General features: G+C 67.2%; 24 protein-coding genes and 1 tRNA gene. 12 read left to right on the top strand and 13 right to left on the bottom strand.

The genetic code is table 11. From position 1 onward, the window contains the following. Nucleotides 1-122: 122 nt before the first annotated feature. Nucleotides 123-1,208, top strand: a complete 1,086-nt coding sequence (locus J0X25_RS26640) for a glutamate-cysteine ligase family protein (protein WP_207290564.1) — start codon at nt 123-125, stop codon at nt 1,206-1,208. Nucleotides 1,209-1,523: 315 nt separating this feature from the next. Here the strand turns inward: J0X25_RS26640 and J0X25_RS26635 are convergent, their stop codons facing one another. After that, a complete protein-coding gene (locus tag J0X25_RS26635; protein ID WP_207290563.1) occupies nt 1,524-2,753 on the bottom strand; it encodes a C45 family autoproteolytic acyltransferase/hydrolase in 1,230 nt (409 codons plus the stop codon). A gap of 514 nt (nt 2,754-3,267) precedes the next feature. After that, nucleotides 3,268-3,342 (bottom strand) — tRNA-Arg (locus tag J0X25_RS26630). Between the two features lie 133 nt (nt 3,343-3,475). Between J0X25_RS26630 and J0X25_RS26625 the strand changes: the two genes are divergently transcribed. The 3 genes from J0X25_RS26625 to J0X25_RS26615 all read left to right on the top strand — a co-directional run bounded on the left by J0X25_RS26625 (nt 3,476) and on the right by J0X25_RS26615 (nt 6,106). Beyond that, nucleotides 3,476-4,102 (top strand): AAA family ATPase, encoded by a 627-nt coding sequence (locus J0X25_RS26625; protein WP_207290562.1) that lies wholly within the window; start codon nt 3,476-3,478, stop codon nt 4,100-4,102. Then, on the top strand, nt 4,099-4,512 hold the full coding sequence (locus tag J0X25_RS26620; RefSeq protein WP_207290561.1) for an RNA-binding domain-containing protein: 414 nt from the start codon (nt 4,099-4,101) through the stop codon (nt 4,510-4,512). The genes J0X25_RS26625 and J0X25_RS26620 overlap by 4 nt, the downstream gene beginning before the upstream one ends. A gap of 643 nt (nt 4,513-5,155) precedes the next feature. Beyond that, nucleotides 5,156-6,106 (top strand): CBS domain-containing protein, encoded by a 951-nt coding sequence (locus J0X25_RS26615; protein ID WP_207290560.1) that lies wholly within the window; start codon nt 5,156-5,158, stop codon nt 6,104-6,106. A 54-nt stretch (nt 6,107-6,160) separates the two neighbouring features. Here the strand turns inward: J0X25_RS26615 and J0X25_RS26610 are convergent, their stop codons facing one another. Together J0X25_RS26610 and J0X25_RS26605 are read right to left on the bottom strand one after the other, a co-directional pair. Continuing rightward, nucleotides 6,161-7,120 carry a hypothetical protein gene (locus tag J0X25_RS26610; RefSeq protein ID WP_207290559.1) on the bottom strand — a complete coding sequence of 320 codons (960 nt, stop codon included), beginning with the start codon at nt 7,118-7,120 and terminating at the stop codon, nt 6,161-6,163. A gap of 149 nt (nt 7,121-7,269) precedes the next feature. Then, a complete protein-coding gene (locus tag J0X25_RS26605; protein WP_207290558.1) occupies nt 7,270-8,664 on the bottom strand; it encodes a signal recognition particle protein Srp54 in 1,395 nt (464 codons plus the stop codon). A gap of 290 nt (nt 8,665-8,954) precedes the next feature. Here J0X25_RS26605 and J0X25_RS26600 point away from each other — a divergent pair, with 290 nt between their 5' ends. From J0X25_RS26600 to J0X25_RS26585, 4 genes are all read left to right on the top strand, one after another. Beyond that, the gene (locus J0X25_RS26600) at nt 8,955-9,182 is read left to right on the top strand and encodes a type II toxin-antitoxin system HicB family antitoxin (protein ID WP_207290557.1); all 228 of its coding nucleotides are present in this window, start codon (nt 8,955-8,957) and stop codon (nt 9,180-9,182) included. 87 nt (nt 9,183-9,269) lie between these two features. Continuing rightward, the gene (locus J0X25_RS26595) at nt 9,270-10,391 is read left to right on the top strand and encodes a YihY/virulence factor BrkB family protein (protein WP_207290556.1); all 1,122 of its coding nucleotides are present in this window, start codon (nt 9,270-9,272) and stop codon (nt 10,389-10,391) included. A 95-nt stretch (nt 10,392-10,486) separates the two neighbouring features. Continuing rightward, nucleotides 10,487-11,917: a dihydrolipoyl dehydrogenase gene (locus J0X25_RS26590; protein WP_207290555.1), complete on the top strand. Its 1,431-nt coding sequence runs from the start codon at nt 10,487-10,489 to the stop codon at nt 11,915-11,917. A gap of 32 nt (nt 11,918-11,949) precedes the next feature. Further along, nucleotides 11,950-13,515, top strand: a complete 1,566-nt coding sequence (locus J0X25_RS26585) for a sensor histidine kinase (protein WP_207290554.1) — start codon at nt 11,950-11,952, stop codon at nt 13,513-13,515. A 67-nt stretch (nt 13,516-13,582) separates the two neighbouring features. On the opposite strand, the gene asnB is transcribed toward J0X25_RS26585, so the two are convergent. Both asnB and J0X25_RS26575 read right to left on the bottom strand, forming a co-directional pair. Beyond that, nucleotides 13,583-15,451, bottom strand: coding sequence for an asparagine synthase (glutamine-hydrolyzing) (asnB, locus tag J0X25_RS26580; protein ID WP_207290553.1), 1,869 nt, complete (start codon nt 15,449-15,451; stop codon nt 13,583-13,585). Nucleotides 15,452-15,784: 333 nt separating this feature from the next. Further along, nucleotides 15,785-16,591 carry a sulfurtransferase gene (locus tag J0X25_RS26575; protein WP_207290552.1) on the bottom strand — a complete coding sequence of 269 codons (807 nt, stop codon included), beginning with the start codon at nt 16,589-16,591 and terminating at the stop codon, nt 15,785-15,787. Between the two features lie 281 nt (nt 16,592-16,872). Here J0X25_RS26575 and J0X25_RS26570 point away from each other — a divergent pair, with 281 nt between their 5' ends. After that, entirely contained in the window at nt 16,873-17,736 is an 864-nt protein-coding gene (locus J0X25_RS26570) for a sulfurtransferase (protein ID WP_207290551.1), read from the top strand. Between the two features lie 175 nt (nt 17,737-17,911). Here the strand turns inward: J0X25_RS26570 and J0X25_RS26565 are convergent, their stop codons facing one another. Both J0X25_RS26565 and J0X25_RS26560 read right to left on the bottom strand, forming a co-directional pair. Then, nucleotides 17,912-18,355 (bottom strand): DUF2391 domain-containing protein, encoded by a 444-nt coding sequence (locus J0X25_RS26565; RefSeq protein ID WP_207290550.1) that lies wholly within the window; start codon nt 18,353-18,355, stop codon nt 17,912-17,914. A 277-nt stretch (nt 18,356-18,632) separates the two neighbouring features. Continuing rightward, entirely contained in the window at nt 18,633-19,826 is a 1,194-nt protein-coding gene (locus J0X25_RS26560) for a polysaccharide deacetylase family protein (RefSeq protein WP_207290549.1), read from the bottom strand. Between the two features lie 167 nt (nt 19,827-19,993). On the opposite strand from J0X25_RS26560, the gene J0X25_RS26555 reads away from it, so the two are divergent. Then, nucleotides 19,994-20,629 carry a rubrerythrin family protein gene (locus J0X25_RS26555; RefSeq protein WP_207290548.1) on the top strand — a complete coding sequence of 212 codons (636 nt, stop codon included), beginning with the start codon at nt 19,994-19,996 and terminating at the stop codon, nt 20,627-20,629. 26 nt (nt 20,630-20,655) lie between these two features. Here J0X25_RS26555 and J0X25_RS26550 read toward each other — a convergent pair whose 3' ends face one another. The 3 genes from J0X25_RS26550 to thiE all read right to left on the bottom strand — a co-directional run bounded on the left by J0X25_RS26550 (nt 20,656) and on the right by thiE (nt 22,539). Continuing rightward, nucleotides 20,656-20,928, bottom strand: coding sequence for a DUF7553 family protein (locus J0X25_RS26550; RefSeq protein WP_207290547.1), 273 nt, complete (start codon nt 20,926-20,928; stop codon nt 20,656-20,658). 118 nt (nt 20,929-21,046) lie between these two features. Beyond that, on the bottom strand, nt 21,047-21,877 hold the full coding sequence (thiM, locus tag J0X25_RS26545) for a hydroxyethylthiazole kinase (protein WP_207290546.1): 831 nt from the start codon (nt 21,875-21,877) through the stop codon (nt 21,047-21,049). Further along, nucleotides 21,874-22,539 (bottom strand): thiamine phosphate synthase, encoded by a 666-nt coding sequence (gene thiE / locus J0X25_RS26540; protein ID WP_207290545.1) that lies wholly within the window; start codon nt 22,537-22,539, stop codon nt 21,874-21,876. Before thiE ends, thiM begins: the two co-directional genes overlap by 4 nt. Nucleotides 22,540-22,683: 144 nt before the next feature. On the opposite strand from thiE, the gene J0X25_RS26535 reads away from it, so the two are divergent. Continuing rightward, the gene (locus J0X25_RS26535; protein ID WP_207290544.1) at nt 22,684-23,373 is read left to right on the top strand and encodes a haloacid dehalogenase type II; all 690 of its coding nucleotides are present in this window, start codon (nt 22,684-22,686) and stop codon (nt 23,371-23,373) included. Nucleotides 23,374-23,414: 41 nt separating this feature from the next. Here the strand turns inward: J0X25_RS26535 and J0X25_RS26530 are convergent, their stop codons facing one another. After that, the gene (locus tag J0X25_RS26530; RefSeq protein WP_207290543.1) at nt 23,415-24,029 is read right to left on the bottom strand and encodes a GNAT family N-acetyltransferase; all 615 of its coding nucleotides are present in this window, start codon (nt 24,027-24,029) and stop codon (nt 23,415-23,417) included. Nucleotides 24,030-24,439: 410 nt separating this feature from the next. Between J0X25_RS26530 and J0X25_RS26525 the strand changes: the two genes are divergently transcribed. After that, nucleotides 24,440-25,399 carry an AEC family transporter gene (locus tag J0X25_RS26525; RefSeq protein WP_207290542.1) on the top strand — a complete coding sequence of 320 codons (960 nt, stop codon included), beginning with the start codon at nt 24,440-24,442 and terminating at the stop codon, nt 25,397-25,399. Between the two features lie 41 nt (nt 25,400-25,440). On the opposite strand, the gene J0X25_RS26520 is transcribed toward J0X25_RS26525, so the two are convergent. Further along, the gene (locus J0X25_RS26520; protein ID WP_207290541.1) at nt 25,441-26,154 is read right to left on the bottom strand and encodes a phosphatase PAP2 family protein; all 714 of its coding nucleotides are present in this window, start codon (nt 26,152-26,154) and stop codon (nt 25,441-25,443) included. Nucleotides 26,155-26,265: the final 111 nt, after the last annotated feature.

Raw genomic sequence — 26,265 nt, 5'->3', positions numbered from 1 at the left:
ACACAGAAAACTGGACGACGGCACCGGAATCCGATCCGCTGCCGGACACAGTTCGACAAACGTGGCCCGGTGACGGCTTGCTCGAGGGCCAACACAGCACCCCATCCCCAACGGAGACATCCATGAAAACCAGCCTCGAGGTGGAGTACTGGGTCGTCGACGACGACGGCGACCTGGTCCCGCCCGGACCACTGCTCGATCTCTCGGACCAGATCGACCCCGAGTTCGTCGAGCCGATGCTCGAGATCAAGACGACGCCCTGTTCGTCGACGGCCGAACTCCGCGAGGAGTTCCGCGCTCTCGTCGGTCAGGTGGTCGACGCGGCCCGCGAGCGGGACAGGCGACTCGTCCCGCTGGCGACGCCGCTGCACGCCAGCCCCACGGAGATTCCCTACCGCGAGAAGGAGGGGACCGACCTCCAGCGCCGGACCGTCGGACCGGCGTTCCACGACGCGCGGGTCTGTGCGGGGACGCACCTGCACTTCGAGCAGTCGAACGTCGCCGACCAGTTGAGCGCGCTGACGGCCCTCGACCCCGCCTTCGCGCTCGTGAACAGTTCTTCGCACTACCGCGGGGAGCGCATTCTTGAGTGCGCTCGCCCGTTCCTCTACCGGCGCTCGTGTTACGAGACCTGTCCCGAACAGGGCCAGCTCTGGCCCTACGTCGACAGCGTCGACGAGTGGGAGCGACGGCTCGAGGACGCCTACGACGGGTTCCGCGAGCGCGCGCTCGAGCGCGGCGTCGACCCGGACGCGTTCGACGAGGAGTTCTCCCCCTACGACGCGGTCTGGACGCCGGTTCGACTGCGGCAGGCGATGCCGACGGTCGAGTGGCGCTCGCCCGACACGGCCCTGCCGAGTCAGGTACTGCGCCTCGCGGAGGACGTCAGATCGATCGTTACCCGGGCCGACGCCCGCGGGACCGCGATCGGCGACTCGCAATCGGCTGCCGGCGGCCCCGACGGTGCGATGACGCTGCCCGCGTTCGACACCGTCGAAGCGGCCACCGACGCCGCGATCCACGACGGGGTTGAGACCCCGCGCGTCCGGAACTACCTCCGAAATCTCGGGTTCACGCCGTCGGCGTACGACCCGCTCGCGAACCGCCTGCCCGACTCGCGGCTCTCGAAACGCCGCGCGAAGAAACTGCGTCTCGAGGCCGCCACGCGGCTCGAGGCCGACCTCGAGCAGCGCCGCGTTCGGGCCTGACGGCGCATCGACCTCGTATTGCTACTCGAGGCGGTATTTCTACCTGATGCGTTCAGATCGAGAGCGGAATCCGCCAGTCCGTCCATCCGGCAGGCGGTGGCGCACGCTGTGGCGCAGTGAACGATAGTGAACTGTGCCACGAATTCGTGCGAGGGATGAGCGAACGCAGTGAGCGAATCGGCTGGGGAGGGCGTGGCGATTCCCTGTTGCCACGATAGCAGAACACTACTCTTCACCTTCTGGCTAATCAAAGCCTCGTTCCATTCACACTGTAACTGATCGACCACCGACGGAAACCTACAACCACTTCACGAATCAGTGCAGTCGATCGAGCCACCGCTGACCGGTTCGAAGATTAGCCGGCACCTCGTCGCCGAACGCACAGCGGGTGCGCTCGGTCTCACAGGGGTTACCCATGCCGACCTCGATCGCCGGCGACCCGCCCTCGAAGATGGCCGTGCTCGCGGTCGTCAGCTGCCCGAACGCGTGGGGTTCGTCGGTTTCCGGTTCGGGGTGGCGACAGATCGAGTCGTCCCCCGGCCCGTTCGCGTGATCCTGTGCGATCGTCCAGAGGTCGTCGCGATCGAGCTGCGCGTCGCCCTCGAGCAACTCCAGGGCCCGCCGCCGGCGCTTCGTCGAACTCTCGGCCTCGGTCGACGCCGAGCAGACGAAGTGGTTCGTCCGCGTGACCACGGCGTCGTCCTGGACCGCGATCCGTTCGTTCGCGGGATCGACCTCGAGCAAGACGGCGTCGGTGTCGTCGGCCAGAAACAGCGTCTGGCCCATCAACTGGCGCGTCGGCCGGGACTCGAGCAGTGCCCGGGCCTCCTCGATCGTGGCGCACTCCTCCAGGATCATCCGGATGACGGTCCCGTTCCGGAGCTGGGTTTCGGGGGTGACGTCCTCGCCCTCGCCCTCGCAGTCGATGTAGGTGTTCGCGGCGACGAGCCCCTGATCGTTGACCCCCTTGAACATCGAAATCGTTCCGCAGGTGTCGATCGTCAGAATGCCGTGATAGCCGTCGATCGGCGGCTGCTCGACGACCGACTTCGGGCGCGTGCCCCGACCCGCGATGTCCCGGTTCTTGAGCACCAGCGGGCCGGCGGTGCCGGAATCGTCGGCTCCGGTGTCGATCCCGCCGTCGGACTCGACTCGGGGCGGCGCGACGAGCGCGTTCGTACATCCCCTGCCCGCTCCCATCGGGTTCTTCTCGGAGCGGCCCTCCCCCGGCGCCAGCGCCTCGCAGAGCTCCGCGTAGGCGAAGACGTACGCCTCGTAGACCTCGGGGTCGACGTCGAACACCCCCGCCATCGCCTCGTAGGCCCGCAAGTGGCGCTCGGGCAGGCTCTCTCGGCTCCGCCGCGCGTACTCGAGCAGCGGCTCGAGGTCGACGTCCCGCTCGTCGATCAGGGACTCGAGTTCGTCGACGGCCCACTCGACGGCCTCGCGCTCGGTCTCGGCGCGGCGCCGAGCGTGGTCGGCGAACGAGTCGACGCCGGCGACGACGTCGCTGTAGCGAGTGGTCTCGACGGCCGTATCGTCCATACCTGGAGGTAGCACTCGCCGGGGTTGTATCACGGGCCTGAATTGTCCTGTGCGCTGGCCTCGAGTGACCGAGTTCCGTCGTCCTGACCGACGAAGTCGGGGCACTCGACGCGGCGTGCAGTCCCTCAAAGGGTGTACGCGTGTCGGCAGCGGGGATGGTGATCGTCGCGCGTGGCGATGATCGTTGTGTTCCCCCCTATCCCCAATGTGATGCCGTTGCCGGCTCTGCCGACAGGATTGGTTGGGTGTCAACACGCATTAGTTTATCGGAGCAGGAAGTCAGATGTGAACTGTGCCACAGACAAATGATATTGGAATCGTGTCCACGAGTGGCCAGATGGGAGCAACGCTGGCGAGGTCCTCGAATTGACGGCGAGGATCTGGTTCTCGAGTACGAGCAGTTAGTGGGCGCGATGGGATTCGAACCACACCCGAGAACCTGCGCTCCGCGCAGAACCTCGGTCTATTTCGAATCCCACGTGCCGGTTCGCTCGTCACTTCGTTCCTCGCTGCACGGGCGCGATGGGATTCGAACCCACGACCGTCGGATTAGAAGTCCGACGCTCTATCCGGACTGAGCTACGCGCCCTCGAGTACGAATCCACGACCGACCGGCATAAGCGGTGTGGATTTCCGTTCTGCTCACCGGCCGACCGGCGGAACGGAACCGCGGTGAGCGCCGAACACAGCGCTTATGCACGTCTCGCCGATACGTTTCCCCGATGCACGTCATCGGAACGGTGGGACTGCCAGGCAGCGGCAAGGGCGAGGCGGCGACCGTCGCGCGCGAGCACGGCATCCCGGTGGTGACGATGGGCGACGTCGTCCGCCAGGAGACGGCCGACCGCGGCCTCGACCCGACGAAGGATCACGGCAAGGTCGCCCAGGCCCTGCGCGACGAGAACGGGCCGACGGCCATCGCCGAGCGCTCGCTGCCGATGATCGAGGACCGCCTCGAGGACCACGACACCGTCCTCGTGGACGGCCTCCGCTCGGGGACCGAGGTCGACGTCTTCGAGGAGCGCTTCGGCGCGGCGTTCACGCTGGTCAGCATCGAGGCTCCCTTCGAGATGCGGGCCGAGCGCATCGACGACCGCGGCCGGGACGCCGGCGAGGACGACGGCGGCGAGGGGCTTGCCGCCCGCGACGAGCGCGAGCGCGGGTTCGGGATGGACGACGCGATGGACCGCGCGGACGTCGTCGTCGAGAACACTGACTCGCTCGAGGCCTTTCACGATCGCATCGAGGCGATCATCCGCGAGGGCGGCGACGCGGCGACCCACCGCGACGGCGACTCGAAATCGGAACCGGAACCGACTCCAGACTCCGTCTCGAACACGGACCCATGACCGACATCTACCGCGTCGACGTCGAGATCACGGCGCCGGTCTACGACACCGAAGTCACGAGTCGGGTGGTCGACGCCGTCGCCAACATCTTCCCCAACGCCGACCTCGAGGAGGAGTTCGGCGAGGTCAGGGCCGAGGCCCACGCGATGGACCACTTCTCCGACCTGCTCCACCGACAGGAGATCCTCGACACCGCGCGCGGCGAGTTCTTCGCGAATCGCGAGGGCGACACCTTCTCCTTCGCGCTGAAGAAGCAGGCGGCCTTCGAGGATTACGTGAACTTTTCGGTGGGCAAACCCGACGAACTCGGCGAAATCGCCGTTCGGGTCCGGGTCGAGGAGCCCAGCCTCGAGGAGTACGTCGACCACATCGCGCCGCCGACGGAAGACGGCCGGCCGGTCGACGCCTGAGTCGGTTTTCCGCTCGCACTCGAGTTCGCCTTCGCTCGTCTGGACGCGCAGTACACAGTACGGGCCACGAAAGCGCACTCCGGACCGAGGATCCGGTGCGGTGGCGCGCGCTGTGTCGCGGTGAGTGGCGAACGAACCGCGACACGATATCGCGCGAGGTCGTCGCGAGCGTAGCGAGTGACGGCCTGGAAGACGCTTCGCGTCTTCCTTTGGATGAGCGAATAGTGCGGGACCGGTGGTCCCGCATACCATGCGAACGGGCGCTTCGCGCCCGTGAGCAGACGCAGTGAGCGAATCGGGTGGGGAGGGCGAGGCGATTCCCTGTTGCCAGGATAGCAGGACAGTTTTCTTCACATCTACTCAGATCCAGTTACGTAACGGTGAGCTCGAGCGAAAACGGGAAATAACCGATCTACTCGTTCTGGCAACGGGGATTCCCACACCCTCCCCAGCCGATTCGCTCGTTCGCAAGCTCACTCGCTCATCCCTCGCACGAATTCGTCAGTCTGCCTCGCTGGCGCTCGGCCGACCGCCTGCGCGCGCCACCGCACACCGGGTCCGGTCTGCACGATGACCGAGAGACGGATTCGAACCTCGAAACTGCCCGCCCCTATGATGGGTGTCGACCACATACACCCGACGAATGCACGACACGATCACCGCCGCCGAGATCATGGTCACCGACGTCGTCACCGCCCCGCCTGACGCCACCGCGACCCGCGCCGCGACGCTGCTGCGCGACGAAGGTGTCAGTTCGGTCGTCGTCGTCCGCGACGGCGCGCCGGTCGGCATCGTGACGGAGGGCGACTTCGCCACCGAACTCTGTCACCGCACCGACCTCGGTGCCGCCACGCTGAACGACGTGATGTCGTCCCCGCTCGAGACGATCACCCCCGAGACGTCGATCCTCGACGCCGTCTCCGTTCTCCGGAAGATGGGAATCGAGCACCTCCCGGTCGTGGAACGCGACGGCGACGCCGGCGACGACGACCCGGGCCGCCTCGTCGGCATCCTCACGACGACGGAACTCACCTACTACGTCCCGCACCTGGCCCACCGGACGGGCGGACTCGAGGCCGGGCACCCGAGACGGCAGGTCCGGACCGACACCCTCTACGAACGCGACGACTGGGAGTTCGAGTACCGCGGCGAGGACGAGACCACCGTCGACGTCGGCGACGTCGCTCGCTTCTCGAAGTCGATCTCCGAGGACGACGTCGAGGCGTTCGCCGAGGTCACCGGCGACACGAATCGCCTGCACCTCGACGCCGGCTACGCCGCCGAGACCCGCTTCGGCGAGCGGATCGTCCACGGCGTGCTCGCGAACGGCCTGATCAGCGCCGCGCTCGCCCGCTTGCCCGGGCTGACGATCTACATCTCTCAGGAGAGCAGCTTTCTCGCGCCGATCCCGCTCGAAGAGCGGGTGACCGCCGTCTGCGAGGTCGTCGACGACCTGGGCCGGTCGAAGTACCGGATCGAGACGACCGTCACCGACGGCGACGGGGCGACCGTCCTCGAGGGCGACGCGGTCGTCCTGATCGACGACCTGCCGTCGGAGGCGGCCCTCGAGGCGGACGCGGCGACCGTCGACTGACGGCCCGACGCGACCGTTGATCGATGTCTGATGCGCTATCGTGGTAGTAACCGACTACGCACAGCGGCCGGCCGCCTCGAGCGCGTCTTCGCCGTCGTTTCGCTTCTCTCGGGCGGTGATCCGGTCGCCGTCGGCCGCCGCGCTCGCGGCCGCGCGGAAGTCGCCCGCGGCCTCGCCCAGTCGGGTGGCCTGACAGTGCGCCGTCCCGACGCGGTCGGCGAAGCCGGCCGGCGGATTGTCAGCGTCGAACGCCGTCCTCGCCGACTCGAAGGCCGTTTCGGCGGCGGCGAACGCCTTCCGTGCGCGGTCGTACGCTCCGTTCTCGAAGTGGTCCCGCCCGCGTTCGAGGGAGCCGGTGCCGTCCAGCATCGACTCGAGCCCGTCGCCGATCGTCGCGAGCGACGCCACCGCGTCGCCGAGCGGGGCGACTCCCTCCTCCAGTTGTGCTGGCTCGAGGCTAGTCAACTCCTCGAACCGATCGCCGAACGACCGAACGTCCGCGAGCGCCTCGTCGTACGTCGTTCGGGCCGCGTCGATCTCCGTCGTCTGCTCGTCGAGCGTCGCGGCCGCCGCCTCGCGGTCACCCTCGCCGTCGATCGCCGCGACGACGTCGTCGACCGCGTCCGCGAGCGCCTCGTCGGTGACGACCGCGGTGACCGCGATCAGTTGCTCGAGGACGTCGGCGTACGTGTTCAGCGTCTCGACGTCGGCGTCGCGATCCGACGGCAGTTCGGTCGCCGCGGTCTCGAGGTGATCCCGGGCGTCGTCGATCAGTTCGGTGGGTTCCCCCGAATCGAACGCGTCGCGCTCGACGTCTTCGAGGGCGTCCTCGTCGACGGCGAGCGCGACCGCGGCGAGGTTCAGGGTGCCGACGGCGCGGTCGAGTGCGCGCTCGCCGGTTCGATCGGAAACGGGCTGACTCGAGGCGTCCTCGGAGCGGTCGAGACAACCGGCGAGCGCGGTCAGCGTGACGGCGCCCGCGCCGGTACGAACGAGATACTGCCGACGATTCATAGATACTCGAGGATACGCCTAGAGCATCATGAACGTAGTGGCAGATAACACGAGGGCGATCCAGTCAGAAGGAAAACGGGTATGCTGAGGACCGGGGAGGAAACGTGGCGAGACGGCGGTCAGTTCGAGTGAGTGACCGAACGGGACGATCAGCCGAACGGACCCATGCCGCCCATGCCGCCGCCACCGCCGCCGCCCTGCTGTTGCATCTGTTTCATCATGCGCTGCATCTCCTTGTCCGAGCCCATGCCCTGGAACTGCTTGATGGTGCGTTCCATCATCTTGAACTGCTGGAGCAGTTCCCGGACCTCGTCCTCGCTGGTGCCCGACCCGCGGGCGATGCGTTCGATCTGGCTGGCGCCGATGGCCTTCGGGTACTCCTTCTCGGCGTCGGTCATCGAGTCCATGATGACGCTGAAGGTGTGCATCCGCTCCTGGGTGACGTCCATCGCGTCGTCGGGCAACTGGTCCTTGATCCCGCCGCCGAAGCCGGGGATCATGTCCATCACCTGGTCGAGGGGCCCCATGTTGTTCATCGCCTCCATCTGCTTTTGCATGTCGTTGAGGGTGAACGACCCCTGCAGCATGTCCTCGGGGTCCCAGTCGTCTTCCTCCATCTCGGTCTGCTCCATGGCGCGCTCGACGCGCTCGGCGAGCTGGCCGAGGTCGCCCATGCCGAGCAGCCGCGAGATGAAGCCGTCGGGCTCGAAGCGCTCGATGTCCTGCACTTCCTCGCCGGTCCCGAGGAAGGCGATCGAGGAGTCGGTCTGGTCGACCGCCGTCAGCGCACCGCCACCCTTCGCGGTCCCGTCGAGTTTCGTGATGACGACGCCCTCGATCCCGATGGACTCGTCGAACTGCTGGGCCTGGTCCTTGGCGCCCTGGCCGATCGCCGCGTCCAGCACGAGCAGGGAGGTGTCGGGTTCGACGACGCCCTCGATCTGCTCGATCTCGTCGATCAGGTCGTCCTCGAGCGCGTGGCGACCCGCCGTGTCCACGATGTGGACGTCGGCCTCGCTGGTCTCCTCGAGGCCCTTCCGGGCGATCTCGACTGGATCCTCGGCGTCCGGATTCCCGTAGTAGTCGACCTCTGCGCGGCCGGCCATCTCCTGGGCCTGCTCGTAGGCACCGGGCCGGAACGTGTCAGTCTGGATCACGGCGGGTCGCAGCCCCTTCGTCGAGAACCACCAGGCCATCTTCGCGGCGGAGGTCGTCTTCCCCGAGCCCTGCAGCCCCGCCAGCAGGATGGTCTGCTCCTCGAGGGGCAACTCCGTCGAGTCGCCGATGAGATCGACCAGTTCTTCGTAGACGATGCGGAGGACGAAGTCCCGCGCCGGGGTGCCGGCCGGAGGCTCTTCCTCGAGGGCTCGCTCTTTGATGTTGTCCGACAGCTCCATCACGAGCGAGACGTCGACGTCGGCGGAGAGCAAGGAGCGCTGGATCTCCTTGACGATCTCCTCGATGTCCTCCTCGCTGAGTCGCGACTTCCCGCGGAGTTTGTCGAGGGTGCCCCGCAGAGAACTCCCGAGATCGTCGAGTACCATTTGCTCGGTCTACGGGGCGACGGCGTTAAAGGTTTTTTCTACGCCGACAGGATCGACCCGCGACCGGTCGCTATCGGGAGGACGCCGCGTCCCACCACCGTTCGATTCGTTCTTCGACGGCAGTCAGTACGGTCGTGAGCACGTCTATCGGATGAATATCTACGTACAACGAACCGTGATGCTGTGTGCGAGGACGAACCGCGATACTGTACCCCTTTTCGCGTAACAGCCGTCCGCGCTCGTCACCTGTCGTCGGTGAGTATTTCAGCCGACCCGAACTACTTCCGAGTATGAGTTCCGAGGACGACGCGAGCGCCGACCCCGGCGAGTACGAGGCGCTCGAGGACGCGGACGTCACCATGCGCGAAAACGACCACGGTCTCCACATCGCCGACGACGAGATTACGGGCGTCTCGAGCCAGGGGCAGACGCCCGCGGAGGCGCTGCGGAACCTCGCGGAGGCGGTCCGATCCTACCGGGAGGCGACGGACGACGATCCGGGCGACGACTGGCTGTAGTCAGCCCGCTCGCGACCCGCTACTCGGTCGCGAGGCCGACTGCGGTCTGACGCAGCGGTTATGTGAGCCGAAATCCTTCCGGCGAGCATGAACGCTCGGCGGGACCGCGTCGAAACCGTACTGCGAGCCATCGTCCACGAACTGCGGACCGAGCGCGTGACGTTCATGGCCGGTAGCATCGCGTACAACGCCTTCCTCTCCCTGCTCCCGCTCCTGTTACTCCTGCTCGCGATCATCGGCAGCGTCGGCAACGAAGGCCTCGAGGAGGGGCTGCTGTCGATCACCCGTGCGGCGCTGACGCCCGGGGCGGCGGACGTGCTCGTCGCGGAACTCCGGACGACGTCGGCCGGCGCCTCGCTCGTCGGTCTCGCCGCCCTCCTCTGGGGAGCACTGCGTATTTTCCGGAGCCTCGACATGGCGTTCTCCGACGTCTACGAGTCGCAGGCGGAGAACACGTTCGTCGATCAGCTCCGGGACGGAATCGTCGTGCTGGTCTCGATGGCGACGGTCGTCGGCGTCGTCGTCGCCGTCGAGTCGACCTCCAGCGGGATTGGCGCGGTCGGCGGCATCGCGGGCTGGCTCGCCCAGCGGCTTCTGCTCGTCCTCGCGACCGGCGTCGCGCTCGTCCCGCTGTATTACCGCTTCCCCGACGTGCCGGACATCACCGTCAGGGAGGTGCTGCCCGGCGTCGCCGTCACCGCCGTCGGTCTCGTGACCGCCGAATCGCTGTTTCGACTCTACGTGGAGTACGGCTCCACGAACGCCGAGAACGGCCTGCTATCGGGCGTTATCGTGTTGATGACCTGGCTCTACGTCAGCGGCCTCGTGGTCCTCGTCGGCGCGGCCGTCAACGCCGTGCTCTCGAATCGCAGCGAGGACGTCTCCATCGAACCCGTGATCGGCGGCGTCCCCGCGGACGGCGACACCGCCGACGCTCCCCGACCGAGCGGAGGCGGCAGCGCCGAATTCAGTGTCGACCCCGTCGACGCGATCGACGATCTCCAGGAGCGGCTTCCGACCGCGACCGACGTCCGAATCGTCGTCGACGGCGAGTCAGTGCGCCTCCCGCCGCCGGACCGAGTCGACGCCGACCGCGACGCGTCCGCGATCCCCTTCGTCGACGACACCGTCGGCATCGGGCTGCACTGGACCGTGCGTGACGGCGAGGCCGACGACGCCGTCCAGCGGCGAGACGAAGCCGACACGTAGCTCGAGAGTCGTCCCTCCCAAACGGGTTCGATCCACCCGAACGAATTCGACTCGCAGGCTCGAGTTTTACGCGCCTTCCCGTAGTCGCATCGGGCATGGACGAGTACGATCTGGTCGTGATCGGCGGCGGCTCCGGGAGTCAGGCCGCCACCGCGGCGGCCGACGACGGCCTCGAGGCGGCCGTGATCGAACGCGGCCCCCTCGGCGGCGCCTGCATCACGCGGGGCTGTATCCCCTCGAAGGCGCTCATCCACCGCGCCGACGTCGTCGAGACGGTTCGCCACGCCGAGGCGTTCGGCGTCGAGGCCGCGCTCGAGGGCGTCGACTACGGGGAGATCACGTCGGCGATCCACGAGACGGTCTACGGGAAGGCGGAGCGACAGGCGGCGAGCCTCGAGGAATCAGACGACGTCGCGCTCTACCGCGGCGAGGGCCGGTTCGTCGACGAGCGGACGCTCGAGGTCGACCTGAACGACGGCGGCACCGAGCGCCTGCGGGGCGACAGCGTCGTCCTCGCGGTCGGGGGTCGACCGATGGTCCCGCCGATCGACGGCCTCGAGGACGTCGACTTCCTCACCAGCGACGACGCGCTCTTTCTGGACGAGCGACCCGACTCCCTCGTGATTGTCGGCGGGGGCTACATCGGCGCCGAACTGGGCTACTTCTTCGCCGCGATGGGAACCGACGTCTCGATCGTCGGCCGCAGCGAGCAACTCGTGTCCCGGGAGGACGACGCGATCAGCGAGGTCGTGACGGAGTCGCTCGAGGAATACTTCGATGTTTACACTGGGTACGAGGCCGCTGCGGTCGAAGAGACGGGTTCGGCGGTAGTCGTCACCGCCGAGCCGAGCGACGACGATACCGACGCCGTCGACCTCGAGGCCGAGGAACTGCTGCTCGCGACGGGGCGGCGGCCGAACACGGATACGCTGAACCTCGAGGCGACCGGCGTCGAGACCGACGACGGCGAGCACGTCGTGGTCGACGACCGGCTCGAGACGACCTGCGACGGAATCTGGGCGCTCGGCGACGTCGTCGGCGAGCAGCCGTTCAAGCACGCGGCGGACTACGAGGCGGAAATCGTCTGCGCGAACGTCCTGGACGACGCCGGCCGGGAAGTCGATTACAGTGCGATGCCCCACGCCATCTTCACCGAGCCGCAAGCCGCCAGCGTCGGGCGGACGGAGGGCGAACTCGAGGACGCAGGGCGAGAGTACGAGTCGGCGACGGTCCCCTTCGACGTCGCGCCGCTGGGGATGATTATGGACGCCGGCGACGGACTCGTGAAGGTCCTCGCGGCGCCCGACGGCGAGATTCTGGGCTGTCACGTCGCCGGTCCGCAGGCCTCGACGCTGATTCAGGAGGTCGTCGTCGCGATGAAGAGCGGGGAGGGGACCGTCGAGGACGTCGCCGACCCCGTCCACGTCCACCCGGCGCTGTCGGAGGTGATCGACGCGGCGTTCGACGAGCTGTCCGCGAGCGAGTACTCGACGGCACCGGACTGGCGGGACGTGAGCGGCGGATAGCTTATACGGGACAGTCGCGTCACTAGGCGTAGATGGGAGACCGATCAGAACCGCCCGAACCGCACGACGACGACGCGTCCGTCGTCTACGAGCGGATCGCCGACGCCGTGTTCGCACTCGACGAGGAGTGGCGGTTCACCTTTCTGAACGACCGAGCCGAGCGACTGCTCGAGCGGTCCGAAAGCGAACTGCTCGGGACGGTCGTCTGGGACGACGACGCGTTCGAGTCGTGCCGGCGAGCGTTCGAGCGCGCGTTCGAGACCCGGAACCCGGTCTCGTTCGACGCGTTCTCCCAGCCCATCGGCGCGAGGCTCGAAGGGCGCGTGCACCCCTCGGAGACGGGGGTCACGGTCTGCGTGCGCGAGGTGAGCGACCGAAACGGCCGAGAGAACGGGACCCGGGAGCGCGAACGCGCGCTCCGGGACGCCTACGAGGTCATCGCGGACCCGGATCGACCGTTCGATGACCAGCTCGAGGCGTTGCTGGGCGTCGTTCGACGCACGATCGGCACGGAGTACGCGGCGCTGTCGTGCGTCCACGAGGACGCCAACGAATACATCTTCGAGGCCGTCGACGCACCGCCGAACGCCGATCTCGAGGCGGGGGACACCGCCCCGCTCGAGGCGACCAACTGCGAACGAGTCGTCAGTACCGAGCGAACGCTCGTCCTCGAGGACGTCGACGAAGACGCGCCGGACCTGGCCGATCGCGCGGGCAACGCCGAGTGGGGGATCTCCTGTTATCTCGGGACGCCGGTCACCGTCGACGACGAGGTCTACGGGACCTTCTGCTTCTACGATCTGGACGCCAGAACCGAGGAGTTCTCCGACTGGGAGGTCACCTTCGTCGAACTGCTCGGCAACTGGGTGAGCGCCGAACTCGAGCGCCGCCGGTACGAGCGAAAACTCGAGGAATCGAACGAGCGCCTCGAACAGTTCGCCTCCACCGCCAGCCACGACCTCCAGGAGCCGCTGCGGATGGTCACGAACTACCTGTCGCTGCTCGATCGACGATACGGTGACGAACTCGACGACGATGCCGAGGAGTTCATCGATTACGCCGTCGACGGCGCCGAACGCATGCACGACATGATCGACGGGCTGCTCGCGTACTCTCGCGTCGAAACGCGAGGGAATTCCTTCGAACCGGTCACCCTCGACGCCGTCCTCGAGGACGTGCACAGCGATCTGAAACTCAGGTTCGAGGAGACCGACGCGACCCTCTCGAGCGAGTCGCTACCCCGTGTCGAGGGAGATCCCGACCAGTTGCGGCAGGTGTTCCAGAACCTCGTCTCGAACGCCATCGAGTACAGCGACGGTTCGCCACGGATTCGCGTCAGTGCCGACCATCGCGGCGACGAGTGTGAGATTGCGGTCAGCGACGACGGCATCGGCATCGATCCCGACGATCAGGAGCGGATCTTCGAGGTGTTTCAGCGGTTGCACAGCCACGAAGAACACGACGGGACGGGGATCGGTCTGGCACTCTGTCGACGCATCGTCGAGCGCCACGGCGGCGAGATCCGGGTCGACTCGGATCCCGACGAGGGGGCGACGTTCCGGTTCACGCTACCGACGGCGACGGCTCGGGAATCGTGATCGCTCTCGACCGCCGATCGGGGACGCGGAGTCCGTCTATCGAGGGCGACGCAGTTCCGAATCGCAATCAGACGACGGCGTTCTCTTCGTCGACGAAGGAGTGGTACCACGCGACGTAGGTGAGGATCATCCAGAGGGTTCGGCCGACGGACTGCTCGCCGCGACGGTGGGCCTCCCGGAGTTCGGTGGCCCTGTCGGCGTCGACGTACGGCGTCCGCCGGAGTTTCTCCCGGGTGAACCAGGTCTCGATCGACGCGTGTTCCTCCTCGAACCAGTCCTCGACGGGCGGGCGCATCCCCATCTTCTTTCGCTCGAGGATCGGATCGGGGAGAAGGTCGCTGACGGCGGTCTTGAGCACCCGTTTGACGTCGTCGTCGTTGACCTTGAGTTCGGCCGGCAGCGAGTGGGCGAACTCGACCATCTCGGTCGAGAGGAACGGGACCCGGAGTTCCAGCGACTGGGCCATGCTCATGTGGTCGGCCTTGTAGAGGTGGTAGTCCGGCATGGTGTAGCGCGTCTCGTAGGTCGACATGTGCTGCTCGAGGGACGGGTCCTCGACGTTGTCGATGACCTCGCTGACGTCCGAGCGCAGGCCGGAGGTCGTGGCGGTCTCCCCGGTCCGGAGGAACTCGTCGGGTTCGGGTCGGAACGTGGTGAAGCCACAGACGTGGTTGAGCAGCATCTCCTCGTTGTTCTTCAGCCCCGAGTAGTACCGGAGGTGCTTGTTGCCGACCGGCGCCACCTGCGCGACGGCGCCGGCGACGTCGTGGGTGAACTCCGGCATGAAGTCGACCTTCCGCTTGTGCTGGGGAACGTGCTGGTACCACGGGTAGCCCGCGAACAGTTCGTCGGCGCCCTCGCCGGCCAGCGCGACCTTGACGTCCTGACTGGCCCGCTCGGAGAGGGCGTACATCGGGAGCATCTGGAGGTGGCCCGTCGGTTCGCCGAGGTGCTGGATCATCTCGCCGAACAGGTTCATCGACGAGAGGTCGATTGGGACCTCGGTGTGGTCGGTGCCGAAGTGGTCCGCGACGAGGCGGGCCTCCTCGCTCTCGTCGAGCATCTCGTTCTCGAAGGAGACGGAGTAGGTCTTGAGCGGGTCGTCCTTCAGTTGCGACGCGATGCCGACGACCGCGGAGGAGTCCAGTCCGCCGGAGAGGAACGCGCCGACCGGAACGTCCGCCATGAGGCGCTTCTCGACGGATCGCTCGAGGATGGTGCGCAGACGGTCGGCCGCACCGGCCATCGTCGCGGTCTGGCTCCCGGTATCGAGGTCCAGCAGGTTCCAGTACTGGTGTTTCTCGACGCCGTCGGCGTCGATCCGCACCGCCTGACCGGGCTCGACCTTCTGGACGGACTCCAGCAGGGTCTGGGGGGCCGGCGTGTACTCGAGCGAGAAGTGGTTGTAGACGGCCGCGGGATCGATCGTCCGGTCGACGCCGCCGATCAGCAGCGCGGGGAGTTCGCTCCCCCAGACGTACCCCTGGTCGGTCTCGCCGATGTACAGCGGTTTGATCCCGAACCGGTCGCGGGCGAGGAAGACGGCGTCGGCCTCGCGGTCCCAGATGGAGAAGGCGAACATGCCCTCGAGGTGGGAGACCATCGCCTCGCCGTACTCCTCCCAGAGGTGGACCAGCACTTCGGTGTCGCACTCGCTCTCGAACCGGTGTCCCTGCCGGGACAGCGACTCGCGAAGCTCCGCGTGGTTGTAGATCTCGCCGTTGAAGACCACGCCCACCGTCTCGTCCTCGTTCCACTTCGGCTGGGAGCCGCCCTCGAGGTCGACGATAGCCAGCCGCCGGGCGCCCATCATGAGCCCGGCGTCACGGTCGAGATACGATCCTTCTTCGTCCGGACCACGGTGTTCGATCCGATCGAGCATCGACGAGAGGGTCTCGTCGTTAGTCCAACCGTAGGCACCGACAATACCGCACATAGGCTACCGGGCGGTAACTGTCACCCTTGTAATGCAGTGATTTCTGCCCGGTAACTGGGTCGTACCTATTCAAGCCGAAACAGGAGTCGAACGGTAGAGCGGGTTCGTCGGTCCGCACGAACCGATCGCAACACTGTGAGTGGTAATAGCTAGCAAATGAGAGCGCAGACGGAGGATCGATACCGACGATTCGCGGGTATCCGTCACGTACTCATCGACACCCCTCGGACCATCGAAACGGTCATCGAAGGGGCTGGAACTACAGGCGTCTCGAGGAAGACCGCCGCGCGTCGGTCGTCGGTAGTCCGATCGAACACCGATCGGCGGCAGCGCTCAGTCGTCCTCGGTCGCCGGCCCGGTCTCGACCGTTCCGTCGTTGGCCAGCCACTCCGTCAGACTCCCCTCGTAGAAGGCGACGTCCTCGTAGCCCAGCGCCCGGAGCACGACGTAGGTGTGGCTGATCCGCCGCGCCGTGTTACAGTAGAGGACGATCTCGCGGTCCGGCGTGATTCCGTACGACTCGAGCAGGGCCTCGAGTTCGGCCGGCGGCTTCAACCGGCGCGTCTCGTCGTCGACGACCTCGCGCCAGTCGAACCGGACCGCGCCGGGGAGACGGGATTCCTCGAACTCGTGTTGTTCGCGCGTGTCGACGAACAGCGCGCCGCGCTCGAGGGCCTCGGCGACGGCGTCGTAGCCGACCAGCGGGCTCTCTTCGCGCGAGAGCGGGTCGGGCTCGTAGTCGGTCGGTTCGACCTCGGGGGCGTCGCTCGTGGTCTCGTACTCGCGGTTCCAGGCGCTGTAGTCGCCGTCGAGCAGGCGCACGTCGGCGTGGCCGTACTCGAGGGCCGTGAGCACGAAGCGGGCGGCGAAGACGCCGTGGGTGTCGTCGTAGGCGACGATCGTATCGTCGGGCGAGATGCCGGCCTCGGAGCACAGGTCGGCGAAGGCGTCGGCGCCGGGGAGCGTCCCGCGGTCGACGTCGCTCTCGTCTCGGTAGCTGTCGAACGGAATGCTGACGGCGCCGGGAATGTGGCCGATGCCGTCGTACTCCCAGGCGTCCCTGACGTCGACGATGCGCACCTGTTCGTCCTCGCGGTGGGCCGCGAGCCAGTCGGGCGTGACGACGACCGAATCGTTCATTGGTCGGTCTATACGAGCGGAGCCCCGAGAACGCACCGGTTTGGACCCATCAGACCGAGTTCCGGGACAGTGGCAACTATTGCTGGTGTCAGTCGACGAAAGGTATCGTTGAGCTGGCTCATTCGTGGGAAATGCGGGAATTCTGCTTCTTTCACCGGCTGTCAGTGGAGACAAACCTCGCGGCGGCCCGAAGTAGTGGCAAGTATTTCCGACAGGATCGATCGGTGTCCGAATTGACCGGTTAAGTAGTCCCTTTGTGTGTCGCCGCCGAAGGGACAGCTATGGCAAGCGACTACGCCAACGACGTACTCGTCACGGCCGATTGGGTCGAGGAGCGCCTCGACGACTTCCAGAGCGACGACTCCGACCTCCGACTGGTCGAGGTCGACGTCGACACGGAAGCCTACGAGGAGGAACACGCACCCGGCGCGATCGGGTTCAACTGGGAAACCCAGCTTCAGGACCAGACCCAGCGAGACATCCTCGAGAAGGAGGACTTCGAGGACCTGCTGGGCAGTCACGGCATCAGCGAGGACGACACGGTCGTCCTCTACGGCGACAACTCCAACTGGTTCGCCGCCTACGCCTACTGGCAGTTCAAGTACTACGGCCACGACGACGCGAAGCTGCTCGACGGCGGCCGCGAGTACTGGCTCGAGAACGACTACCCGACCACGGACGAGGAGCCGAACTTCTCCGAGACCGAGTACGACGCGGCCGGCCCGCGCGAGAGCATCCGCGCCTACCGCGAGGACGTCGAGAACGCGATCGAGCGCGGCGTTCCGCTCGTCGACGTCCGCTCGCCCGAGGAGTACTCCGGCGAGGTCCTCGCGCCCCCGGGACTCCAGGAGACCGCCCAGCGGGGCGGCCACATCCCCGGCGCGAAGAACATCTCGTGGGCCGCCGTCACCAACGACGACGGCACCTTCAAGACCCGCGAGGAACTCGAGGAACTCTACGCCGACGAAGACATCGACGGCGACGAGACGACCGTCGCCTACTGCCGCATCGGCGAGCGCTCCTCCGTCGCCTGGTTCGCCCTGCACGAACTGCTCGGCTACGACGACACCGTCAACTACGACGGCTCGTGGACCGAGTGGGGCAACCTGGTCAACGCGCCCATCGAAAAGGGCGAGGGCGACTGAGCACGCGAAGGAGGTCTCGTAACGAAACGGGGAGCGCAAGCGACCCGTGGAGAGGGGCAACTGAGCGACGCGGCGGCGGTCGCGTCTCGAAACGAGGTTCGAACGAACTTTTTTCAGTCGCTGATCCGCGAGCGGTCGGTATCCGCCGACGCGAATCGATGCGGAGACGCGCCCGCTACTTCGAAAAGACGCTGTCGGCCGTCGCCGCGCCGACGATGCTGAACACCGAGCCGACGCTGACGGCCTTGAGCGTGATCTCGACCTTCCCGGCATCCGTTTCGCCCTCGAGGAACGTCGCCGGCGCGTCGAACAGGAGTGCGAGGATGAGTACCGAGCCGACGGAGACACAGAGCAGCGAGATAAAGCGGACCGGCACGCCGGCGACCTCCTGTTCGGCGTCCGGATCGCGGGTCGTGTCGGCCGTGTAGAGGGCGCCGTAGCCGATCGCGGAGACGACACCCATCGTCAACACTGCTTGGAGGAGACTCATGCTCTCCGCGAGGGTCCAGACCTCCTCCGTCACGACGAACGGGCCGGCGAGCAGGAAGCCGCCGACGATCTGCTGTGCGGAGTCGGCCAGCCGAAACTGGCGCGGCCGGCGCGGACGTGGTACTCTCATGGACGGCCGTTGCGAGCCAGCCGTGATATAGCGTCCGGTCGACCGCTCCTCGCTCGAGGTATCGGGCGAGTGTTCGCAGCCGCTCTCTGGGGACTCGCGTACGGTGCTCGTGCGTGCGGGCGACGAAATGAGAAACGGAGCCACGTCCGCCGAAACGGAGCCACAGCCGCCACCGGTGTCACGAGATCGGAGCCAGTGCTCGAGCCGCGAACCGGCGCCGTCGCTCGCGGACGGGAACGACCGAAAAAACGGCGGACAGTCCCAACGGGATAGGGCGTTACTCGTGGCGATAGTCGGACGCGACGTCGGCGGGCGTGACGAACTCGAGTTCGTCCGCGAAGTCGAGGACCTCCGGGAGCGCCTCCTCGAGCGACTCGAGGGTGCGGAAGGACAGGGTCGTGATCGTTCCCAGTTCGGCGGTCCACTCGATGAGTTTGTCGGCTTCATCCGCGCTCGGATTGGTGTTCCGGGGAACGATCTGCGGGTTGGTCACGTTCCCGTGGCCCGTGTAGCCGGCGACGAATCCGATATCGTGGTACTCCTCGACCAGGTCGATGCTCGTCTCGTCGTAGTTGTTGAGCGGATAGGAGAAGGCGCCGGCATCGAAGCCGTGCTCGGTCAGCCAGTCCACAGCGCCGCTGATCTCGGCTTCCTGCGCGTCGGCATCGAGCTGGGTGAGGTCGCGGCCGCGGGCGCCGCTGCTAGCGATCGTCCAGCCCTCGTCCTGGAGGGTCTCGAGCTCCTCGAGCGAGGGGCGTCCGGAAGAGCCGACGTAGTCGGTGCTGACGAACGTCGTCGCGGGGAGGTCGTGCTCCGCGAGGCGCTCCGCCGCGTCGAGAGCGATCGTCTCGTCCGGGAACTGGAGCATGACGGTGCCGGTGTCGGGTCGGCCGACGAACTGGAAGTCGTCGACCCACAGCGTCGGCTCGCTGTTGGGAGCCCAGACGGAAATCTTCGCGTGGACGATCGAACTCATGTCGGGCTCGCCGACGATGTCGATGAGTCCCAGATCGTAGGGAGCGAAGGGCTGGTCCGGTTCGATCCGACACTGGAGCATCACGTGGTCTTCGTTCTCGTCCCAGAGCTGGACGACCGGAGCGACGTCGGAGTCGCTCGTGAACGCGAAGGCGGGGAACTCGGTGGAGAGGTCCCGCGGCGAGTCGAACTCGCGCTTGATCATCGCGCGATCGTCGTCGGCGCCGACCTCCATGCGGCCGGACTGGGAGCCGACGTACGCGCGGTCTTCGTCGGGCGAGAGCGAACCCGCCATCACCGTCCAGTTCGAGAGATCCTCGAAGTCGTCGAACGAGCCGGGCTCCTCGTCGACCGGCTCCGACGACCCGTTGCCGCCGTTGCCGCTGTCGTCACCGTTTCCGTTACCGTCGTCTTCAGCGGTTTCCGAATCACTCAGGGCGGAACAGCCGGCGAACGTGACCGCGGCGGCTGTCGTGAGGTATGCTCGTCGTTTCATTCCAGTCGCAAAAATCCGCCAAGTAGTGATTGTTATAGACTCGTTAGAGTCCGGTTATGCGGACAATAATCGGTTCATGTCGACCGGAACGAACCGACGGTTGCACCAGAGCACAACGAGGGACCCATCGCGACAGATCTAACTCGAGGCCGGTTGAAGAAGCGGTTATGAACGATTCCGAAGCGTTCGTCGAGACCGTGCGCGAGGACAATCAGACGGCCCTCTCGCGACTCGGGTCGTCGAAATCGCTGTACGCCGACACCGGCGGCGACATCGACACCGAACCCGTCCTCGAGGCGACGGTGGACGCCGAACACGCGGCCTGGCAGACGTTCCGCGAGTGGATCGAGAGCGAGACCCACGACGAGGCCCGCGAGGCCTTCGAGACCACCGCGGCGGAGGAGGAGAGCCACTACGAGATCACGCTCGACCACCTCGGGAACGAGGAGTACGAGCCGGACCGGGTCCCTAAGCTCCACGACTACCTGCGGGACCGGGAATCGACCGTCGAGCGCGTCGGCGCCCTTATCGGTCGGATCCTCGCCAGCAAACGCTCGAAGGAACAGGTCGTCGGCTACTTCGTCGGCGACGCCGACCCCCAGACCGCCGGCGTCTTCCGCGAGTTCGGCGAAGACCTTGACGACCAGCTCGAGCGCGCGCAGGCGCTGCTCGAGGCGGTCTGTGAGAGCGACGACGATCTGGAGCGCGCCCGCGAGGCCGCCGACGGGGCGATCCAGGCCGCCTACGACGAGTACGTCGAGAATCTGGAGGCGATGGGCGCGAATCCAAAGCCGGTCTGCTGAACGGGATAAACGGTTTTTCGCGGTCGTTAAACGCCCTCTACCGTCTCCCGAAACGCCCGAATCGACGCGAGAGCGTCCTCGATGCGGTCGGCGACCTCGCCGCCCTCGTCGTCGGCGATATCGGTGAGGATGTGCTCGTGTCGGGCCAGTTTCCCGTGGTCGGGTCCGCGGTCGGCGTCGGCGTGGGTGGCGAATTCGTTCGCCTGATTCTCGAGTCGGTCGCGCGTCTCGTCGTCGGACGCCGCGTCGGCGGCCTCCCGGAGCGTCGCCGCCGCGTCGTCGAGGTTTTCTCGTGCCATACGGTATCGTTCATCCGGGGCCGTTAAAATGGTTTCAATCGCTCCGGAGGTGGAACGGCTCGAGCGCTGCAATCGGACGGGGACGAAGACGTGAACGCGGCCGCGAACGCGAATCGCCTCAGTCGACGCGTTCGATCCGTCCCGCGAGGTCCAGTTGGGCCGCCTCGTCGGGATCGAATCCGGCGACCGCGTCGTGGAAGTTGGTGCGGAAGCTGGCCGGCCCCTCGTGGGGCATCTCGGCCGCGCGTTCGCCCGCCAGCCCGAACGCGAGCGTCCCGTGGACGGCAGCCTCACGGGGGTCCTCGAGCGCGCCGGCGAAGGTACCGACGGTCGCGCCGAGCATGCAGCCGGTGCCGACGATCTCGCCGAGCATCTCGTGGCCGTCGGTGATTCGGACCGCGCCGTCGGCGTCGGCGACGACGTCCTCGACGCCCGAGGCGACGACGACTGCGCCGGTCGAGTCGGCGACGGAGCGGGCCGTCTCCTCGATCTCCTCGTAGTCGCCGATGGACTCGACGCCCTCGACGTTCGCTTCGACCCCGGCCAAGGCGCTTATCTCGCCGTAGTTGCCCTTGATCGCGGCGAAGTCGACCGCCTCGAGGAGGCTCTCGGTGACCGCCTCGCGCGAGGGGGTCGAGCCGAGGCCGACGGGGTCGAGGACGACCGGAACGTCGCGCTCGTTGGCCTTCCGGCCGGCCTCGTGCATGGCCTCGACGCGGTCGTCGGGCACCTGGCCGATGTTGATGACGAGTGCGCGCGCGGCCGCGGTCATTTCGCCGGCGTCGCCGAAGGAGTCGGCCATCACCGGGAGCCCGCCCCAGTGCAGCGTCAGGTTCGCGACGTCGTCGATCGTCACCGTGTTGGTCACGTGCTGGACGAGCGGCTCCGTCTCCCGGACGGTCCGAACGGAGTCGGCGAGGTCGGCGGCGGCGATGTCAGTGACGTTCATTCCTCTTCTCCTCCGCGACCGACGTCCTTTGGCGTTTCGACGGCGGCAGCGAGCGCTTCGGTCGCGGCCCGCGGATCGTCGGCCGCGGTGATCTCGCTAATGACGGCCACGCCGGCCGCGCCGGCCTCGACGACCGGTCCCGCGTTGTCGGCCGTGATCCCGCCGATGCCGACGACCGGGATCGAGACCGCGTCCGCGATGGCGGCGATCCGTTCGGGACCGATGCCGTCCTCCTCGGCGGCGACGTCCTTCGAAGACGTTCCGTAAACCGCGCCGACGCCGAGGTAGTCCGCACCTGCGGCCTCAGCTTCGAGCGCCTCTTCGACCGCCGACGTCGAACAGCCGACGACCGCGTCGGAACCGAGCAGGTCCCGCGCGACGCCGACCGGGAGGTCCGACTGACCCACGTGGACCCCGTCGGCGTCGATCGCCTCCGCGACGTCCGCGCGGTCGTTGACGATCAGGTCCACGCCCGCCTCGGCGGTCACCTCGCGCAGTTCGCGGCCGAGGTCGTACCGGAAGCGCGCTTCGGTCTCCTTCTCCCGCAGTTGCACGACGTCGACGCCGCCCTCGATCGCCGCGCGGACGATCTCGAGCGTCGACCGGTCCTCGGAGAGCGACTGCTGGGTGACGAGGTAGGTGCCGTAGTTCGAGGGATCCATGGGCGAACTGGCGGTTCTGAGCCACTAAGCGGCTTCGGTCGATCGACCGGCGGGGTGCCGGATCGCGCTAATACCTGGGAGTCGATCCCGCTGACGGCCCGTTCACGGCCCCGTTTCTTGGCCCTCGAGGCCGTAACCCCAGCTATGGCGTTCGATCCCGACCGCGTGACGACCGTCACGTTCGACTCCTACAGCACGCTCGTCGACGTCGACGCAGTCGAAACGGCGCTGGCGGACCACCCCGGCGTCGACGATCCGGAGCCGATCTCGCGGCTGTGGCGGAGCCGCTCGATGCAGTACACCCTCGTCGGGAACCAGACGGACGTCTACGAGCCGTTCTACGACGTCAACCGCGACGCCCTCGAGTACGCGCTCGCGGCCCACGATATCGACGCGACCGACGAGGAACGCGAGGACATCCTCTCGACGTACCACGACTTGCGGGTGTTCGACGACGTTCGGGAAAGCGTCGAACGCCTTCGCGAGGGCGGCTACGACTGTTACGTGCTCTCGAACGGAAACCCCGAGATGCTCGAGTCGATGGTCGAGGGCGCCGAGATCGGGGACCTGCTCGTCGACACGATCAGCGCGGACGAACTCGAGCGGTTCAAACCGGACCCCGACCTGTACCGCCACGCCGCGGGCCGGACGGGAACGCCGATCGAGGAGGTCGCCCACGTCTCCGCGCTGTGGTTTGACGTGCAGGGGGCGATCCACGCCGGGATGCAGGGCGTCTGGCTGGACCGCAAGGGGAACCCGCGGGAGCCGTTCGGCGCCGAACCGGACCTCGTCTGCGAGGGGCTGGCCGATCTGGCCGAGCGACTCGGGTGTTGAACGGCGCTCGGGTGTTGAACGGCGCTCGAGCGGTGAACGACTTACGGTCGCTCGAGGCGGTCCTCACCGGCCCGAACGAGCGCGTCCCAGTCGGCGTCGTCCAGCCGGTCCCGGAGTTCGGGCAGCGGCGTGATCGGATCGGGATCGGCCGTCTTCTCGCCGATCGATCGGCGCCACCACGCGACGTCGCGCCACTCGCCCTCGGTGTAGCCGATGGTCGGAAAGTCGACGCAGCGCTCGAAGTCCAGCCGCTCGTGAAACCGCTCGGTGTCGGGGTTCGGAACCGTCGTCACGGCGTAGGCGTCGCGAACGCCCTGGCGCTCGAGGACGGCGAACAGCGACGCGTAAAGCGCGCGCCCGACGCCCGACCGTCGGGCGTCGTCGGCCACGTAGACGGAGAGTTCGACCGTCCACTGGTAGGCCCGGCGCTTGCGCAGTCGGCTCGCGTAGGCGTAGCCGACGACCCGCCCGTCCCGTTCGCAGACGAGCCACGGATAGCGCTCGAGGGTCGACTCGATCCGGTCGGCCATCTCGGCTGCGGTCGGCGGCGTCTCCTCGAACGTGACCGCCGTCGACTCGCAGAAGGGGGCGTAGATGTCGCGGACGGCGCCGGCGTCGTCCGGCGTCGCGACTCGAATCCGCGCGTCGGCTGTCATACGGCTCCGCTTTCCGGTCTCGCGAGATAAGTCCGCTGAAACGAACGCGACGGACACGCGCCGCTAATCGATCGAGCACCGCGAGAAGGGGACGTTCTCCCGTCGTAGCTTCACCTTGTAACCAGAAGCACTTAAAGGAGGTACGGAATCCAGTCCTAATAGCCGAGAAAGACGGTGTTGCGACTATCCGATTAGCAGTCCGGAGAACGGCGTCGTCCCGTCATAGCTCTACCTTGTGACCAGAAGCACTTAAAGAACGAAGGCGACGCCCCGGGCGACCGACACGCGACGCACCGATCGTAACTCCCATATCGACGACGAAGCGTATCTGTGCCGTGATGCGAGCGATCGTTCCGAGTTCGGCGAGTCCCTCGAGTCGATCCTCCGACCGATCGGGGGAGCGGTGACCGATGGCCGATCTGGTCGGCATCTTCGCCTCGGCGATCGGCCCGATCGTCGCGATCGCGGGGGTCGGCTACGTGCTGGCGACCGTCAAGGAGATCGATCCGGAACCGCTGAACACGGCCGTCGTCTACGTGCTGGCGCCCGCGCTGGTGTTTCACAGCCTCGCGGTGACGCGACTCGCGGCGGCGACGCTCGCGCGGGTGGCTGTCGGCATCGTCGCCTTCACGGCCGCGATGTGGGCGGTCGCCGAACTCGTCGGGCGCGCCACCGGCGAGCGCGAGCCCGCACTGAGCGCGCTGGTGTTGGTCGCGATCTTCACCAACTCGGGGAACCTCGGGATCCCCGTCTCCGACTTCGCGTTCGGCGAGGTCGGCCGCCAGACGGCCGTCCTCTTCCTCTCGGTCCAGTCCGTGCTGATGTACACCCTCGGCGTCTACGTCGCCTCCCGGAGCAGCGGCTCCGCCGGCCTCGAGGGCGTCCGACGGGTGTTCTACATCCCGCTGGCCTACGCCGTCGTCGCCGCACTGGCCGCGCGGGCGCTAGATCTGGTCCCGTCCGCGGACACGGCGGCGATGGAGACGCTGCAACTCGTCGGCGACGCCTCGATCCCGCTGATGTTGCTCATCCTCGGAATTCAACTCGCGCGAACCGACACCGCGTCGGCGGTCTCCCGCGCCTGGCCCGCGACGGCGCTCAAGATGGGAGTCGCCCCCGTCGTCGGACTCGGAATCGCGCTCCTCGTGGGCTTCGAGAATCCGACCGTCGCGCGCGTGTTCGTCCTCGAGACCGCGATGCCCGCCGCGGTGACGCCGCTGATCCTCGTCATCGAGTTCGCCGGCAGCGCGCGCTCCGAGGGAGTGCTCGTCTCCGAGTACGTCTCGACGTGCGTCTTTCTCACGACGCTGCTTTCGATCCCGGTGCTCACCGTCCTGATCGCGATCCTGCAGTCGGGTGCGGTGCTCTGAGCGTCCCCGCTTGCGTCTCGAGAAATCGAAGACGGAACGCGCTAGACCGACGTCCGGTCGCGAACGCGCCGTCGGAGCTCGAGCCCCCCGAACGCGGCGAACGAGGCGGCGAGCAGCAACACGGCGTCTATCGTCCCGCCGCTGACGACGAGCGCGACGATCGCGAGGGTGATCGCCAGCGAGAACGCGACCGTGAGCCGGTCGGTAGGGTAGCGCGCCGTCAGCCGGTTCGCGACGAACAGGAACGCCAGTCCGACGGCGATTCCGGCCACGACGTCGACGAGGTAGTGAACGCCCAGTGCGACCCTCGAGGCGGCGACGAGCGCGACGACGGTCGCCGCGCCCAGCGCGCGCTGGCGGGCCGTCCCGACCGAAAGTCGCCCGGCGAGCGCGCCGTAGACGACCGTCGTCAGGACGGCGTGTCCGCTCGGGAAGCCGTAGCCGTCGGCCGTCCCCGTCGCCTCGTACAGCGACCGGGCCAGCGGTCCCAGCGTCTCGAGTTCCGCGAGCGGCTGGCCGGGACGAGGCAGGGCGAAGGCGTACTTCAGGGCGGTGATCAGCGAGAACCCGGCCAGCATCAGCCCGACGACGACGGCGGCGTCCTCGCGGTCGTCGGGCCGAACCCAGTAGACGACCGCGACGAGGAGGGTCAGGAACCAGACGTCTCCCAGCTGGGTCACGAGGGCGACCAGCAGCACCGCCCACTCGGGGACGAGCTCCTGAATCGCCGGCAACGCGCCGATGCCCCTGGACATGGTCGACGCTACGCCGACGGGTCACTAATCGGTGTCGGCTCGCCGCGGCTCGAGTCGCGGCGCGAAGAAAACGCGGGGGCGGGGCGAGCCACCGACGGAGAACCCGCCGTC

This window comes from Haloterrigena alkaliphila, from assembly GCF_017352155.2.
Lineage (GTDB): Archaea > Halobacteriota > Halobacteria > Halobacteriales > Natrialbaceae > Haloterrigena > Haloterrigena alkaliphila.
Note: the sequence above shows the minus strand (reverse complement) of the source record. Positions and strands in the feature narration are given on the sequence as shown.

Bases quoted from the DNA above. Each gene is read 5' to 3' on its own strand.
- J0X25_RS26640 (WP_207290564.1), top strand. From the start codon at position 123: ATGAAAACCAGCCTCGAGGTGGAGTACTGGGTCGTCGACGACGACGGC.
- J0X25_RS26635 (WP_207290563.1), bottom strand. From the start codon at position 2,753: ATGGACGATACGGCCGTCGAGACCACTCGCTACAGCGACGTCGTCGCC.
- J0X25_RS26625 (WP_207290562.1), top strand. From the start codon at position 3,476: ATGCACGTCATCGGAACGGTGGGACTGCCAGGCAGCGGCAAGGGCGAG.
- J0X25_RS26620 (WP_207290561.1), top strand. From the start codon at position 4,099: ATGACCGACATCTACCGCGTCGACGTCGAGATCACGGCGCCGGTCTAC.
- J0X25_RS26615 (WP_207290560.1), top strand. From the start codon at position 5,156: ATGCACGACACGATCACCGCCGCCGAGATCATGGTCACCGACGTCGTC.
- J0X25_RS26610 (WP_207290559.1), bottom strand. From the start codon at position 7,120: ATGAATCGTCGGCAGTATCTCGTTCGTACCGGCGCGGGCGCCGTCACG.
- J0X25_RS26605 (WP_207290558.1), bottom strand. From the start codon at position 8,664: ATGGTACTCGACGATCTCGGGAGTTCTCTGCGGGGCACCCTCGACAAA.
- J0X25_RS26600 (WP_207290557.1), top strand. From the start codon at position 8,955: ATGAGTTCCGAGGACGACGCGAGCGCCGACCCCGGCGAGTACGAGGCG.
- J0X25_RS26595 (WP_207290556.1), top strand. From the start codon at position 9,270: ATGAACGCTCGGCGGGACCGCGTCGAAACCGTACTGCGAGCCATCGTC.
- J0X25_RS26590 (WP_207290555.1), top strand. From the start codon at position 10,487: ATGGACGAGTACGATCTGGTCGTGATCGGCGGCGGCTCCGGGAGTCAG.
- J0X25_RS26585 (WP_207290554.1), top strand. From the start codon at position 11,950: ATGGGAGACCGATCAGAACCGCCCGAACCGCACGACGACGACGCGTCC.
- asnB (WP_207290553.1), bottom strand. From the start codon at position 15,451: ATGTGCGGTATTGTCGGTGCCTACGGTTGGACTAACGACGAGACCCTC.
- J0X25_RS26575 (WP_207290552.1), bottom strand. From the start codon at position 16,591: ATGAACGATTCGGTCGTCGTCACGCCCGACTGGCTCGCGGCCCACCGC.
- J0X25_RS26570 (WP_207290551.1), top strand. From the start codon at position 16,873: ATGGCAAGCGACTACGCCAACGACGTACTCGTCACGGCCGATTGGGTC.
- J0X25_RS26565 (WP_207290550.1), bottom strand. From the start codon at position 18,355: ATGAGAGTACCACGTCCGCGCCGGCCGCGCCAGTTTCGGCTGGCCGAC.
- J0X25_RS26560 (WP_207290549.1), bottom strand. From the start codon at position 19,826: ATGAAACGACGAGCATACCTCACGACAGCCGCCGCGGTCACGTTCGCC.
- J0X25_RS26555 (WP_207290548.1), top strand. From the start codon at position 19,994: ATGAACGATTCCGAAGCGTTCGTCGAGACCGTGCGCGAGGACAATCAG.
- J0X25_RS26550 (WP_207290547.1), bottom strand. From the start codon at position 20,928: ATGGCACGAGAAAACCTCGACGACGCGGCGGCGACGCTCCGGGAGGCC.
- thiM (WP_207290546.1), bottom strand. From the start codon at position 21,877: ATGAACGTCACTGACATCGCCGCCGCCGACCTCGCCGACTCCGTTCGG.
- thiE (WP_207290545.1), bottom strand. From the start codon at position 22,539: ATGGATCCCTCGAACTACGGCACCTACCTCGTCACCCAGCAGTCGCTC.
- J0X25_RS26535 (WP_207290544.1), top strand. From the start codon at position 22,684: ATGGCGTTCGATCCCGACCGCGTGACGACCGTCACGTTCGACTCCTAC.
- J0X25_RS26530 (WP_207290543.1), bottom strand. From the start codon at position 24,029: ATGACAGCCGACGCGCGGATTCGAGTCGCGACGCCGGACGACGCCGGC.
- J0X25_RS26525 (WP_207290542.1), top strand. From the start codon at position 24,440: ATGGCCGATCTGGTCGGCATCTTCGCCTCGGCGATCGGCCCGATCGTC.
- J0X25_RS26520 (WP_207290541.1), bottom strand. From the start codon at position 26,154: ATGTCCAGGGGCATCGGCGCGTTGCCGGCGATTCAGGAGCTCGTCCCC.